Origin of the sequence: Kitasatospora sp. NPDC059599 (assembly GCF_042735125.1) — a bacterium.
Taxonomy (GTDB): domain Bacteria; phylum Actinomycetota; class Actinomycetes; order Streptomycetales; family Streptomycetaceae; genus Kitasatospora.
Map to the genome: position 1 here is coordinate 1 of NZ_JBHWCL010000062.1, position 14,276 is coordinate 14,276.

At 74.5% G+C, this 14,276-nt stretch carries 11 protein-coding genes; 3 read left to right on the forward strand and 8 right to left on the reverse strand.

The features are described 5' to 3' along the window. Positions 1–173: 173 nt before the first annotated feature. Positions 174–761 carry a YdcF family protein gene (locus ACFV04_RS21950; protein WP_380344049.1) on the reverse strand — a complete coding sequence of 196 codons (588 nt, stop codon included), beginning with the start codon at positions 759–761 and terminating at the stop codon, positions 174–176. Positions 762–929: 168 nt separating this feature from the next. Next, positions 930–1,958 carry a cytochrome c oxidase assembly protein gene (locus tag ACFV04_RS21955; protein WP_380531423.1) on the reverse strand — a complete coding sequence of 343 codons (1,029 nt, stop codon included), beginning with the start codon at positions 1,956–1,958 and terminating at the stop codon, positions 930–932. A gap of 202 nt (positions 1,959–2,160) precedes the next feature. On the opposite strand from ACFV04_RS21955, the gene ACFV04_RS21960 reads away from it, so the two are divergent. After that, positions 2,161–3,159 carry an NAD-dependent epimerase/dehydratase family protein gene (locus tag ACFV04_RS21960; protein WP_380531344.1) on the forward strand — a complete coding sequence of 333 codons (999 nt, stop codon included), beginning with the start codon at positions 2,161–2,163 and terminating at the stop codon, positions 3,157–3,159. Positions 3,160–3,539: 380 nt separating this feature from the next. Here ACFV04_RS21960 and ACFV04_RS21965 read toward each other — a convergent pair whose 3' ends face one another. The 5 genes from ACFV04_RS21965 to ACFV04_RS21985 form a co-directional block, all read right to left on the reverse strand. Then, a complete protein-coding gene (locus ACFV04_RS21965; RefSeq protein WP_380344054.1) occupies positions 3,540–4,535 on the reverse strand; it encodes a 2-hydroxyacid dehydrogenase in 996 nt (331 codons plus the stop codon). 173 nt (positions 4,536–4,708) lie between these two features. Beyond that, a complete protein-coding gene (locus ACFV04_RS21970; RefSeq protein ID WP_360267822.1) occupies positions 4,709–5,734 on the reverse strand; it encodes a 6-phosphofructokinase in 1,026 nt (341 codons plus the stop codon). Positions 5,735–6,085: 351 nt separating this feature from the next. Further along, positions 6,086–6,814, reverse strand: coding sequence for a glutamine amidotransferase (locus tag ACFV04_RS21975; protein ID WP_360267820.1), 729 nt, complete (start codon positions 6,812–6,814; stop codon positions 6,086–6,088). Between the two features lie 46 nt (positions 6,815–6,860). Beyond that, positions 6,861–8,123 carry a MurT ligase domain-containing protein gene (locus ACFV04_RS21980; protein ID WP_360267817.1) on the reverse strand — a complete coding sequence of 421 codons (1,263 nt, stop codon included), beginning with the start codon at positions 8,121–8,123 and terminating at the stop codon, positions 6,861–6,863. A gap of 252 nt (positions 8,124–8,375) precedes the next feature. Further along, entirely contained in the window at positions 8,376–9,107 is a 732-nt protein-coding gene (locus tag ACFV04_RS21985; protein WP_380344059.1) for a GNAT family N-acetyltransferase, read from the reverse strand. Between the two features lie 287 nt (positions 9,108–9,394). Here ACFV04_RS21985 and ACFV04_RS21990 point away from each other — a divergent pair, with 287 nt between their 5' ends. After that, entirely contained in the window at positions 9,395–13,324 is a 3,930-nt protein-coding gene (locus ACFV04_RS21990) for an amino acid adenylation domain-containing protein (RefSeq protein ID WP_380531349.1), read from the forward strand. A 137-nt stretch (positions 13,325–13,461) separates the two neighbouring features. Further along, a complete protein-coding gene (locus ACFV04_RS21995; protein WP_380531352.1) occupies positions 13,462–13,719 on the forward strand; it encodes a hypothetical protein in 258 nt (85 codons plus the stop codon). Between the two features lie 125 nt (positions 13,720–13,844). On the opposite strand, the gene ACFV04_RS22000 is transcribed toward ACFV04_RS21995, so the two are convergent. Beyond that, positions 13,845–14,222 carry a YybH family protein gene (locus ACFV04_RS22000; protein ID WP_380531355.1) on the reverse strand — a complete coding sequence of 126 codons (378 nt, stop codon included), beginning with the start codon at positions 14,220–14,222 and terminating at the stop codon, positions 13,845–13,847. Positions 14,223–14,276: the final 54 nt, after the last annotated feature.

Below are 14,276 nucleotides of genomic sequence, written 5' to 3' on the forward strand. Positions count from 1 at the left end.
ACCCGGCCGGTCCTACCCGGGCCGACCGCGCCGCCGTGCAGCACGGGGTGCCCCCCGCGCCCGTCACACCGGCCCCGGGGGCCTCCCCGCGTTCCGCCCGGGTCCCCGGTCCCCGGGTCCGGCCTCGGTCTCGGGTCCGGCACCGGTCCCCGGCCGTGCGGCGGCGGGCCGGTTCAGACCCGGCCGAGCATGGCCAGCGCGGTGCCGAAAGCCTCGCGCACCAGCAGGTACGGGCCGTGCGCCAGCGGTCCGTCCGCGCCGAGCACGTCGCCGCGCGCGCCGGCCCGGCGGGCGGCGAGCGCGGAGCGGACGGTGTGGAAGCCGCTGGTGACCACCGTGCACCGGTAGCCGGGGCGCTCGGCGGCCATCAGGGCGGCGCTGAAACGGAGGTTCTCGGCGGTGTTGGCGGCCCGCTCCTCGCACCGGATCCGCTCGGCCGGGACGCCCCGGGCGGTCAGGTAGCGGGCCATCGCGGCGGCCTCGGTGCACTGCTCGTGCGGGCCCTTGCCGCCGGTCACCAGGACCAGCGGGGCGTACCCGGCGGCCTCCTCGGCGGCCAGGCGCGCCAGCGCGGCGTCCAGCCGGGCCGCCAGCGTGGGCCCGGGCTCGCAGCCGTCCAGTGCGGCGCCCAGGACGACCAGGTAGTCGGAGCCGACCGGTGCGGGCCGGCGGCGCTGGTGCAGGGCCAGGCCGAGGAAGCCGAGCAGCCAGAGCAGGAGGTACCCGCAGAGCAGGGCGGCGACGATCAGCAGGGCGCGCATATCCGTTCGAACGTGTACGGCGGAACCACCGTTCCGGCCCCCGCCCCGGTCCTTGCCGGTTCGGGCCTGGCCCCGCCCCGCCTCCGGAACGGCGGAACCCCCGTTCCGGTGGCGGAACGAGGGTTCCCGGGAACGAGGGTTCCGGATAGGGGGCGTACTCGGCCGGACTCAGCCGGTCTCGGCGGCCGGTGCGCCCGGAGCGGCCACCGGAGCGGCTGCGGGGGCACCCGGGGCGATGCCCGCCCCCGGGGTCCGGTCGCGCTTGTGGAGCGAGGCCAGGTAGGCGTTGTACGCCTCCAGCTCGGCGTCGCCGGAGCGCTCCTCGGCACGGTCCCGGCGACGGGCGTGCCGCTGCTCGGAGCCCATCCACTGGTAGACCAGGGCGATCAGCACGATCGCGGTCGGGATCTCGCCGAACGCCCAGGTGATGCCGCCCGCCAGCTTCTGGTCCTCCAGCAGGTCCGTCCCGGGCGGCGACCCCTCCGGGGTGAAGGTGGTGACCAGCGGGTGGCTCGCCATCATCACCGCCACGCCGAAGAAGGCGTGGAACGGCATCCCCATGAACAGTTCGATGATCCGCATCACGTGGCCGGGGCGGTGCGGGCCCGGGTCCACGCCCATGATCGGCCAGAAGAAGGCCAGCCCGGTGAACAGGAAGTGGACCATCATGAAGATGTGCCCGAGGCGGTACTGCATCAGGAAGTCGAACGCCGGGGTGAAGTAGACCCCGTAGAGGCTCGCGATGAACATCGGGATGGTGAACGCCGGGTGCGAGATGATCCGGACGTACCGGCTGTGCAGCAGTGCCACCAGCAGCTCGCGCGGCCCGCGCGGGCGGCCCTTGCCGGCCGGGCGCAGCGCCCGCAGCGCCAGCGTGATCGGGGCGCCGAGCAGCAGCAGGATCGGCGTCAGCATGGAGAGCACCATGTGCTGGATCATGTGCGCGCTGAACAGCACCATGCCGTAGTCGTTCAGCCCGCTGCAGGTCACCAGCAGCAGGGTGCCGACGCCGGCCGCCCAGCCGATCATCCGGCCGACCGGCCAGCGGTCGCCGCGCCGGTACAGCCGGACCACGCCCGCCGCGTAGAGCCCCAGGACGACCAGCCCGCCGAGCAGGAAGAACCAGTCCGGGGACCAGGTCCACACGTTGGAGAGGGTGAACGGGCCTAGCTGGGTCATCCCGCCGTGGTGGTGCATGCCTGACATTCCGTCGCCCATCGGCGGGTCCTGCTTTCCGTCCTCGTGGTCCCCGCGGGGGGTCCGGTTCGCCCGTTTTGCTTGGCATACAGCCTAGGTGGGCCTTACCTCGGGCCGTGCCCCCACCCCCTCCGTACGGCTCCCTCCCCGCCGGGCGGCCCGCTGGCTAGACTGACCGGCCGGTCGGCAGGGAGGCCCGGACATGGCGACGGAACCACGGACGGCGACGGAACCGTCGACGGCGGCGGAGCGGGGAGCGACGGGGGTGGACACGGTCGCGCTGACCGGAGCGACCGGCTTCATCGGCTCCGGGGTCCTGGCGGCCCTCACGGCCCGCGGCGCACGGGTGCGCGCGCTGACCCGCCGGGTGCCGGAGACCGCCGGCCCCGGCACCACCTGGGTGCCGGGCGACCTCGCCGACGGCACGGGGCTGGCGGAGTTGTGCGAGGGCGCCGCCGTGCTGGTCCACCTGGCCTCCCGGGTCTCCGGCGGCGCCGAGGAGTGCGAGGCGGCGAACGTCCGCGGCACGGCCGCGCTGATGGCGGCCGCCACCCGCGCCGGGGTGCGCCGGATCGTCCACCTGTCGACGACGGCGGTGTACGGCGAGGGCCCGCACGCGGGCATCGGGGTGGACGAGGTGCCGCCCGCCCCGCTGTCCGAGGCCAGTCGCACCCGGCTGCTCGGCGAGCGGCACGCCCTGGACGCGGGCGCGCACGTGCTGCGCCCCGGCCTGGTGACCGGGACGGGCGACCGCTGGGTGGTGCCCGCGATGGCGGAGCTGGTCCGCCGGGTGCCGGTCCGCTGGGCGGGCGGCGAGGCCCGGCTCTCGGTCGTGGACCGCACCGACCTGGCCCGGCTGGTCACGGCGCTCGCCCTGGACGCTCACGGCGCCCCGGCCGGCGTCCACCACGCCTCCCACCCGGACCCGGTCCGTGTCGGCGACCTGCTGGCCGCGCTGGCCTCGCTCGGCCTGCTGGCGGCCCCGGACGGCCCGGCCGTGCCGTGGGAGGAGTGCCGGCGGCTGTTGGCCGCCGCACCCGGCCGGGTCTCGGAGCGCCAGTTCTCGCTGGTCGCCCGTGACCACTGGTACCGCAGCGGGGCCGTCTGGCGCCTCGCCGCCTGCCCGCCCGGCCCCGGCCCGCTCGCCCGCCTCCCGGAGGCCGCCGGGTGGTACCGCACGGTGCTCGGGGGCAGCGGCTAGCTCGGCTCCCCGCCGCCGGGACGAGCGCGTTCTCGCTGCGCCGCCCGGCGGCGAGGACGTCGACGCCGTACGGTCGGCCGCGGCCTTCGAACCGGTCGGCGGCCTGCCCTGTCGGGCCGCTGACCGTGCCGGGTTCTCGGTGCGGACTCGGTCCGGCCCCGAGGTTCGGCCCGATCCGAGGAGCGGCACGTGCCTACGCGGGAGGGGCCGTCGGAATTCGGGTGCCCGAAGCGGAAAACGGCCCACCGGTGTTCCGCTCCCCGGGGATCCCGGCCCACGGTGCGCGGGGCGCCGCCTCGGCGAAGGTGGATGAACCGGCCCCGGGGTCGGGGAAGCGTCCGCAGGACCACGGGGACCGGCTGCCGGGCGCTTTCGTGGGGTCAGTCCTTGGGGACGAGGGTGTTCTCGTTGCGCCGCCCGGCGGCGAAGTCGTCGACGTTGCGGGCGGTGGCGTCGATGATCTGGCCGACGGCGGTGCGGGTGAAGTAGGCCTGGTGGCTGGTGACGAGGACCTGGGGGAAGGTGACCAGCCGGGCGAGGACGTCGTCGGCGATGCCCTCGATGGAGCGGTCGGTGAAGAAGAGGCCGGTCTCTTCCTCGTACACGTCCAGTCCGACGCCGGACAGCCGTCCGGCGCGCAGGGTCTCGACCAGGGCGACGCTGTCGACGAGGCCGCCGCGGCTGGAGTTGACGAGGATCGCGTCGTCCTTCATCCGGGCCAGCGCGGCTCCGTCGATCAGGTGCCGGGTGGCCGGCAGCAGGGGCACGTGCAGGCTCACCAGGTCGGCGCGGCTGAGGAGTTCGGGCAGTTCGGTGTAGGTCATGCCGAGTTCGCGGCAGGCCGGGTTCTCGGCGATGTCCCAGCCGAGCAGTTCGGTGCCGAAGCCGGCGGCGATCCGGGCGAAGCACTCGCCGATCTTGCCGGTGCCGATCACGCCGACGGTCATCCCGTGGACGTCGCGGCCGAGCAGGCCGTCGAGGCGGAAGTCGAACTCGCGGGTGCGGGTGGCGGCGCGGGTGAGGCGGCGGTTGACGGCCAGCGCGAGCGCCCAGGCGTGTTCGGCGACGGCGTAGGGGCTGTAGTGGGAGACCCGGGCGACGGTGAGTCCGAGCTCGGCGGCGGCGTCGAGGTCGATGTTGTTGAAGCCGGTGGAGCGTTGGGCGATCAGCTCGGTGCCGCCGTCGGCGAGCGCCGCGAGCGTCGCGGCGTCCAGGACGGCGTTGACGCTGCTGCTGACGACCGGGTAGCCGGCGGCCAGCGGCGCGGTGTCCCGGGTGAGGAAGACGTCCAGGCAGCGCAGCCCGTGCCGGCCCGTGAAGGCCTGTTCCAGCAGCGGCCGTTCGTCGGCCTGCACCCCGTACGCGAGGATCTCCATCCGCGGTCCCTCCAGAGTCGGCTCCGGCGGCCGGTGCGGCGGCCACGTCTGCGGACACGCTAGCGGGCGGGGAGCGCGGGTGCCCGCCGGATGCGCGAAGGCCCCCGGGGGCCGGTAGGGCGGGTCCGGGGGCCTTCGTGCGGGCCGGGCCGGTCGGGTGGACCGGGGGGCGGTCAGAGGACCGTCTCGGCCTCCAGGTAGCGGTCCTGCGGGACGGTCTTCAGCTCGGCGACGGCCTCCGCGAGCGGCACCAGGTTGATGTTGGTGCCCTGCAGCGCGGTGATGTGCCCGAACGCGCCCTTGTGGACGGCTTCGACGGCGTGCCAGCCGAAGCGGGTGGCGAGCACCCGGTCGTAGGCGGTCGGGGTGCCGCCGCGCTGGGTGTGGCCGAGGATGACCGGGCGGGCCTCCTTGCCGAGGCGGTGCTCCAGCTCGCGGGAGAGCTGGGTGGCGATCCCGGTGAAGCGCTCGTGGCCGTAGATGTCCTTGCTGCCCTCCTCCCAGTGCATGGTGCCGGCCTCGGGCTTGGCGCCCTCGGCGCAGACCACGATGGCGAACTTCTTCTGACGGTCGAAGCGTTCGCGGACGACGGCGGTGAGCTGGTCGATGTGGAACGGGCGCTCGGGGACGACGATGGCGTGCGCGCCGGCCGCCATGCCCGCGTTGAGCGCGATCCAGCCGGTGTGCCGGCCCATGACCTCGACGACCATGACCCGCTGGTGGGACTCGGCGGTGGTCTTCAGCCGGTCCAGCGCCTCGGTGGCGACCGAGACGGCGGTGTCGAAGCCGAAGGTCACGTCGGTGGCGGCGATGTCGTTGTCGATGGTCTTCGGCACGCCGACGATCGGCAGGCCCGCGTCGCTCATCAGCTTGGCGGCCTTCAGGGTGCCTTCGCCGCCGATCGGGATGACCGCGTCCAGGCCGAGGTCCGAGCAGTACTTCTTGGCCCGCTCGACGCCGTCCCGCAGGTGGCTGGGCTGGACCCGGGAGGAACCGAGGATGGTGCCGCCCTGGGCCAGGATGCCGCTCACCGAGTCCAGGGTCAGGGGGCGGTGGTGGCCCTCCAGGAACCCGCGCCACCCGTCCTCGAACCCGATGATCTCGTCACCGTGGTCGACCACCCCGCGGTGGACCACGGAACGGATCACCGCGTTCAGTCCGGGGCAGTCACCGCCGCTGGTCAGCACTCCGATACGCATTAGCTTTGCAACTCCCGAGCAGAACCGAGGAACGGCCGGACCACAGGCTGGGACGACGAGCCGTCACCGCGACGGGGCGCCCCCGCGCCGGGGCGGCGGGGAGGCGGCCGTGGGGTGAAGGACCGGCCGATCCGGACAGATCATCCGGAAACGGCCGTGAAGTCGAGCATACGGCCCCTGGTCCGGCCGGGCAGGAGCCGACGCGGGAGCGGCGCCGTCGGCGCCCCCGCGCGGAAGTGAAGCCTGCTGCCGAGGAGGGTGTGCAGTAGGCAGCCCCATTGTCGTACGTCCGGGGCCGCCCGCGGGCCGGGTGACCGCATCGCGGGCACCCGGCCGGGGCGTACCGGCGTACTACGCGGGGCGCGTCGCGGCCGCGATGCGCTCGGCGCGCAACGCGTCGTACCAGGTGGTGTCGGCCGGCGGCAGGGCGTTGACGTCCAGCGCCAGCTTGATCAGCATGTCGGCCACGGCGGGGTTGCGCGCCAGCACGGGGCCGTGCAGGTAGGTACCGAAGACGGTGTCCCGCCAGGCGCCCTCGGTGCCGTCACCGGTGCCGTTGCCGCGGCCGACGCTGACCGTGGCGAAGGGCTGGACGCCCTGGCCGAGGTGGGTGACGCCCTGGTGGTTCTCGAAGCCCGTCAGCTGCGGCAGGCCGAGCCGGGGGTCGACGTCGGCGAGCACGTCGCCGACGCAGCGGGCGCCCTCGCCGCGCGCGGTCCAGACGTCGAGCAGGCCCAGGCCCGGCTCGCGCTCGCCGAGGTCGTTGATGAACTCGTGGCCCATGATCTGGAAGCCCGCGCAGACGCCGAAGATGATCGCGCCGTTCTCGGCGGCCCGCACCAGGCCGCTGTCGGCGCGCAGCCGCTCGGCGGCCAGTCGCTGCGGGCGGTCCTCGCCGCCGCCGATCAGGTAGATGTCCCCGCTGGTGGGGATCGCCTGGTCGGAGCGGACGTCGATCCGGGTCACGTTGAGATGGCGCTGGCGGGCCCGGCGCTCCACGACCAGGGCGTTGCCGCGGTCGCCGTAGGTGCTGAGCAGGTCCGGGTAGACCCAGACCACGCGCAGGCTGCTCTCACTCATCCTCGAAGGCCTTCCGTCACGAAAAGACTGGTGTGCGGGCGCGGCATCAGCCGGCCACGACCTTCCGCAGCTGCTGGAAGGCGGTGTAGTTGGCGATGGCCTCGATCCGGCCGGGCGGCGCCATCCGGACGGCCTGCTCCAGGGTGTCCACCACGTGGAACTGCAGCCCGGCGACCTCCAGGCGGACGGCCAGGTCCAGCTTGCGCTGGCCCATCACGAACACCGGGTGCCCGGCGAGGCGCTCGTAGTCGACGTCCCACAGCCAGGAGGTGTCGGTGCCGTCGGCGTCGAGGGCGTTGACGGAGAGGATCACCGGGGCGGGCGGGCCGTCGATCAGCGAGAAGGTCTCCAGCCAGCCGGCCGGGTTCTTGGCCAGCAGCAGCCGGATGTCCCGGCCCTGGTACTGGACCACGTCGTAGCGGCCGGCCACGGCGGTCACCGAGCGCATCCGCTCCAGGGCGACCTGCGGGGAGACGCCGAACACGGCGGCGACGGCGGCCGAGCTGGTGGCGTTGGCCAGGTTGGCCCGGCCGGGCAGCTGCAGCTGGATCGGCCAGGCGCCGCGCTGCGGGTCGATCACGTGGGTGCCCTGGAGCGCCCAGTGCGGGTTGGGGCGGCGGAAGCCGCACTCCTGGCAGAACCAGTCGTCACCGGGGCGCTGCATGACACCGCCGCAGGCGGGGCAGGACCAGGCGTCCTCCTTCCACGCCTGTCCGGCGGCCACCCAGACCACCTTCTTGCAGGAGGAGGCGGCCCAGGTCACCAGCGGGTCGTCGGCGTTGGCGATCACCACGGCCTCGGTGTCCTGCAGGCCCTCGCGCCACTTCTCGGCCATCATCCGGGTCTCGGCGGCGCGGTCGAGCTGGTCGCGGGAGAGGTTGAGCAGGGCGATCGCCTTGGGGCGGGTGTCGCGGGCGACCGTCGCCAGGTACTTCTCGTCGACCTCGATGACGCCGAAGCGGGCCTCCGTGCCGCCCGCCAGGGCGGAGGTGATGCCGGCCGGCATGTTCGCGCCGAGGGCGTTGGAGACCACCGGGCCGGCGGCGCGCAGCGCCTCGGCGATCAGGCGGGTGGTGGTGGTCTTGCCGTTGGTCGCGCTGACCAGGACGACGTCGAGGTGGTCGGCGAGGGTGGCGAGCAGGTCGGGGTCGAGCTTGAGGGCGACCTTTCCGCCGATCACCGAGCCGCTCCCGCGTCCGGCCTTGCGCGACACGGCGGCGGCGACCCGGCCGGCCGTGACCGCGATCTTGGCGCGGGCCGGCAGCGAGGCGTCGCGTGCGCCTGTGGGCTCCGATTCGGTGCCTGCCATGCTCAGTGGTTCCTCCTTGCTGCGGCACCGCCCGGGACCGGATAACGGGCCGTCGGGCGGCGGGGACGGGGGTCAGCCTACCGACTCCGTCGCCCGGCCGGACGATCCGGACCCCGCGCCGCCTGCTGCGACGCGGTGGCGGGGCCTGCTGACGGGCCGTCAAGGAGGGCGGTGTACGGACGGAGCCTGCACTGGTTGGTGACGCTCGGCGGCTGTCCCCGGGTTCCCGGTAAGGATCTGGTGAAGAAATGATCAGCGGCCCGGATGGTGGGCGCGGGCGCCCGGGCCGTCGGCTCCGGGGCCGCCGGTTCCCGGGCCGCCGGAGCCCAGGGCGGCGGTGATCACCAGGGTGCCGTCCTCGGTCCGGAAGTCCAGCGGCGCACCGAGCCGGCGCATCGCGGCGATCAGGCCGGCGTTGGCGCACTGGGTCACCGCGTACACCGTGCCGATCCCGGCCGCCCGGGCAGCCACCACCAGTCGGCGCAGCAGCGCCAGGCCCAGCCCGCGGCGCTGCCAGCCGTCCTCGACCAGGACGGCCAGCTCCGCCTCGCCGTCGTCCCACATCAGGTGCCCGAGGGCGAGGACCCGCCCGTCCGGGGCGGTCACGACGAGGCTGTGGCCGTGCCGGGGGTTCAGCAGGTGGTCGAGGTAGCGGTCGGCGTCGCGGACCGGACCGTGGTAGCGCAGCCGCAGCGCGGCGGGGGAGCAGCGGCCGTGCATCGCCAGGGCCGCCGCCTTGTCGGCCGGGCCGGCCGGGCGCAGCAGGAGCCCGGTCCCGTCCGGCAGGGACAGCCGGGACGGCGCCTCCGGGGCCGGGTGGTGCCGGCCGGGCTCGGGGCGCGGGTGCGGCCGGGCGACCCGGGACGGGCCGTCGGTGAGCACGGGCAGCCGGACGGTCTGCCCCTCGGGCACCACGCACCTGCGGTCGGACCTGCGGAAGGGCCGGTGCCAGAGCCGTTCGGGGCGAGTGCGCGGTGCCGTCATGCGGCCGACGCTACCCACGCTTCGCTTCCGTTCGGTTACGTGATCGTGAACGGCCGAATGCCCGGGTGTGCCCGGGACCGACCGGGACGGACCGGGGACGGGCCGGGACGGCCGGACGCGGGGTCCGGGACGGCAGGGGCCCCGGTCCGGGGGTGGACGCGGCACAGGTCCGGACCGCTGCCTCAGGCGGGCGGGACGGCGGGCGGCCGACGGTGGATCCCGTGCCCGGCGCTCCTGGTGAACAGGCCGTCGGGATCCCTTCCCCCCGAGTACCGAAGGCCACTGCCATGCGCATCACCCCGTCCGCCGCCACCACCAACGCCACCGCCGCCGTCCCGCACGCCCGCCGCGCACCGGCCGGCACCGCGCTCACCGGTCTGCTCGACCGGCAGGCGAGCACCCGGCCCGACGCCCCGGCCGTCCTCGGCGAGGGCGCCGGCCTCACCTTCCTGGAGCTGTCGGCGACCGCCCGTCGGCTGGCCGCCGAGCTGCGCCGCCTGGGCGCCGGCACCGACACCTGCGTCGGCCTGTACGTCGAGCCGTCGGTCGGGCTGGTCGCCGGGGCGTGGGGCGTCCTGTACGCCGGGGCCGGCTACCTGCCGCTGTCGCCCGAGTACCCCGAGGACCGGATCCGCTACATGATCGAGGACAGTGGCACCCGCATCGTGCTCACCCAGGAACACCTGCGCGAACGGCTGGCCGGGCTGGCCCCGGCCGGGACGGCGGTCGTCACCGTCGAGGACGCCCCCGCCGCCGACGCCCCGGCGGACGACGCCCCGGCCGGCCAAGGCGCGGCCGAGGAGGCCGACGCCGAGGCGGCCCGGCCGGAGTCGCTGGCCTACGTGATCTACACCTCCGGCTCCACCGGCCGCCCCAAGGGCGTGATGATCGAGCACCGCGCGGTGGTCTCCCAGCTGCGCTGGCTGCTCGCCGCCGGGCACCTCGACCCCGGGGTCACCGTGCTGCAGAAGACCCCGATGAGTTTCGACGCCGCCCAGTGGGAGATCCTCGCCCCGGCCGTCGGCGCCCGCGTGGTGGCCGGCACGCCCGGTCTCCACCGCGACCCGGAGGCGCTGGTCGCCGCCGTGCGGCGGCACGGCGTGACCGCGCTGCAGTGCGTGCCCACCCTGCTCCGGGCACTGCTGGACACCGAGGGCTTCACCGACTGCACCGGCCTGGCCCGGCTGTTCTCCGGCGGCGAGGCGCTCTCCCGGCGGCTCGCCCGCGACCTCGGCCGGGCGCTGCCCGGGGTCTCGCTGGTCAACCTGTACGGTCCGACCGAGTGCACCATCAACGCCACCGCGCACCTGGTCGACCCGGCCGGGCTCGACGACGGCGCCGGTTCGGTGCCGATCGGCCGGCCGGTCGACGGCACCCGGTGCCACGTCCTGGACGAGCGGCTGGTGCCGGTCGAGGACGGCGGCGTCGGCGAGCTGTACATCGGCGGCGTCCAGCTGGCCCGCGGCTACCTGCACCGCCCGGAGCTGACCGAGGAGCGGTTCGTCCCCTCCCCGTTCGCGCCCGGCGAACGGCTGTACCGCACCGGCGACCTCGCGCAGTGGAACCCGGACGGCACCCTCCAGTTCGCCGGCCGGGTCGACAACCAGGTCAAGCTGCGCGGCTACCGGGTCGAGCTGGACGAGATAGCCCGCGCGATCGAGGAGCACACCTGGGTGCGCCGCTCGGCCGCGGTCGTCACCGACGACGAGCGCACCGGCCACCCGAACCTGGTCGCCTGCGTCGAGCTCAACCCGCGCGAGGCCGCCCTGATGGACCAGGGCAGCCACGGCGGCCACCACCAGTCCAAGGCCAGCAAACTCCAGGTCAAGGCACAGCTCTCCGACCCCGGCCTGCGCGAACCGGCCGGGCTGGCCGGCCGCGAGCGGGTCGAACTGCCCGGGCGGCGCGAGAGCGAGACCCAGCGCCGGGAGACCTTCGCCCGCAAGACCTACCGCTTCTACGACGGCGGTCCGGTCACCCGCGAGGACCTCACCGCGCTGCTCGCCCCGCGCCCGGCCGGCGCCTTCGGCCGGGACCTGGAACTGCTGAGCTTCCCCGAACTCGGCCGCATCCTGCGCTGGTTCGGCCAGTTCCACAGCGAGGAGCGGCTGCTGCCCAAGTACGCCTACGCCTCGCCGGGCGCGCTGTACGCGACCCAGCTGTACCTGGAGACCGGTGGCCTGGACGGGCTCGCGGCCGGGCTGTACTACTACCACCCGGTCGACCACGTCCTGGTCCGGATCGGGCCCGCCGAGGCCCGCGAGGAGGCCTACCTGACGCTGCACTTCTCCGGCCGGCACGGCGCCATCGAGCCGGTGTACAAGAACAACATCCGCGAGGTGCTGGAGTTCGAGACCGGCCACATGCTGGGCGTCTTCGAGGAGGTGCTGCCCGAGTACGGGCTGGACGTGCGGCCGCTCGGCCTCGACCCGTCGGTCAAGGAACGGCTGGACGTCGCCGAGGAGGACCACTACCTGGGCGGCTTCGCGGTCGTCCGCAACGACGGCACGGCCCGCGCCGAGAGCACCGAGCTCTACCTCCAGGTCCACGAGGGCCGGGTGGAGGGCCTGCCCGGCGGGCTCTACCGGTGCGCCGACGGCGAGCCGGCCCGGATCTCGGACGCGGTGGTGGAGTCCCGGCACGTGATCGCGATCAACCAGGCCGTCCACGCCCGGGCCGCGTTCGGCATCACCGCCGTCAGCCGGACCGACGAGGAGTGGCTGCAGTACGTCGCGCTCGGCACCAGGCTGCACCACCTGCAGCGCAACGGCCTGGGCCTGGGCTTCATGTCCTCCGGTTACAGCTCCCGTTCCGGCCACCCGCTGCCCGCCGCACGCCGCATCGACGAGATCCTCACCGACCGCGGCATCGCCACCGGCCCGTCGTACTTCTTCCTCGGCGGCAAGGTGAGCGAGGAGCAGATCCGCAGCGAGGGCATGCAGGAGGACGCCGTGCACATGAAGGGACCGGCCGAGATCATCAAGGACGAACTGGCCACCCTGCTGCCCGACTACATGCTCCCCAACCGGGTTCTGGTCGTCGACGCCCTCCCGCTCACCGCGAACGGCAAGGTCGACCTCAAGGCCCTCGCCGCCTCCGACGCCGTCCGTACGGCCGGGGTCCGCAGCGAGTACGTCGCCCCGGGCACCGCGCAGGAACGGTGGCTGGCCGAGGCCTGGGGGCGGGCCCTCGGCTACGAGGACGTCTCGGTGGCGGACGAGTTCTTCGCCGCCGGCGGCAACTCGCTGATCGCCGTGGCCCTGGTCAACCGGATCAACCGGGAGTTCGGCACCGCGCTGCCGCTGCAGGTGCTGTTCCAGTGCCCGAAGCTGGGCGACCTGGCCGCACGCATCGAGCAGGCCCGCGGCGGGACCGCCGCCGACGGCGGCGACGCCGGGGCCCCCGGCTCGCGGCTGATCCCGCTGCACCCGGGCGGGTCCGGCCGGCCGGTGTTCTGCTGGCCCGGCCTGGGCGGCTACCCGATGAACCTGCGCCTGCTCGGCCGGGAGGCGCGCGACGGCCGTGCCTTCTACGGCATCCAGGCACACGGCATCAACGAGGGCGAGACGCCGTACCCGACCATCCGGGAGACGGCCGCCGCGGACGTTGCCGAGCTGCGCCGGGTCCAGCCCGAGGGCCCGTACACGCTGTGGGGTTTCTCCTTCGGCGCCCGGGTCGCCTTCGAGGCCGCCTGGCAGCTGGAGCAGGCCGGCGAGCGGGTGGAGAACCTGCTGCTGATCTGCCCCGGCAACCCGAAGGTGCGTCAGGACGGCGGCCGGCGCTGGGGCCGTGAGGCCTCGTACGCCAACCCCGCGTACGTGACCATCCTGTTCGGGGTGTTCACCGGCCGGATCAGCGGCCCCGACCTGGAACGCTGCCTGGCCTCGGCGGCGGACGAGGACGGCTTCGTCGCCTGCGTGCACCGGATGCTGCCGGAACTGGACGAGGAGCTGATCCGCCGGATCACCGGCATCGTCGGCGAGACCTACGAGTTCGAGTACAGCTTCCGTGAGCTGGCCGAGCGGCGGCTGGACGCCCCGGTGACCATCTTCAAGGCCGCCGGCGACGACTACTCCTTCGTCGAGGGCAGCAGCGGCTACTCCGCCGCCCCGCCGGCCGTGGTCGAGCTGACCGCGGACCACTACGGCGTGCTGAAGGAGCACGGGGTGGCGGAACTGGCCGCCGCGATCCGGGCGGTGGAGCGGACCGCGCAGTGACGGAGGAGTGACCGCGGGGTGACCGCGCTCGGCGGGACACACCCACGGATGGCCCAGGATCCGTCAGCGGGGGAACCCCTTCGGATAGGGATGGCTCGGCTTTCCGCCGATCCCATGCCGATCCGAAGGGGTTCCCCATGTCAGTGAAGAAGCCGGTCCGGACGTCCGTACGGGCCGCCGCGTGGTGCGCGCTGCTCCTCGTGGCCCCGCTCGCCCTCGCCCAGCCCGCCGCCGCCGTGACCTCCTCCACGGTCACCTCCTCCTCCGGCGACAACGGCCCCAGGACACCCGAGGAGGCGGCCGCCTGCAAGTCCGTCACCAGTGCCCTGCTGGGCGGCTTCGGCTCGATGCTCGGCAACGCGGTGTGCGTGGTGAAGCCCGCCGCCAAGGGCTGACCCCGCCGGAGGTCCGGCGCCGGCGGCGGGTGAGCCCCCGGGCCCCCGCCGCCGGTGGCCCGGAGGCCGCGTGCGCATCCGGCGCCGTGTCGTCCGGTGGTCTTCCTGCCCGGGCCCGTCCGGGGTCAGGCGGTCGTGGGGGAGACCTGGTAGTGGGCGATGGCCCAGCCCTGCTCGGTGCGTCGCAGCAGGACGCCGAGGTGGACGGTGAGGGTCGGCCGGTCGGTGAAGGCGAAGTCGACGCGCAGGTACCCCAGGACGAGGTCGGCGGCGGGGCGCCTGGTCTCCAGGACGCGGTAGTCGGCGGTCATGCCGGGGGGCTGGGCGGCGTAGTAGGCGGCGACGCCGGGGCGGCCGACGCTGTAGGGGTGCAGGCCCTGGAAGATCGCGTCCTCGGTGAACAGGGCGGCGACCCGGTCGGGGAGGTGTCGGTCGACGGCGGCCCTCCAGTCGTCCAGGACGCCGCGCAGGATCGTCTCGTCGGCTTCGGTGGTGCGGTGCATGGCGGTACTCCCGGGGTGTGGCACGAGGAGCGGCGTCCGGCCGCCCAGGGGGAG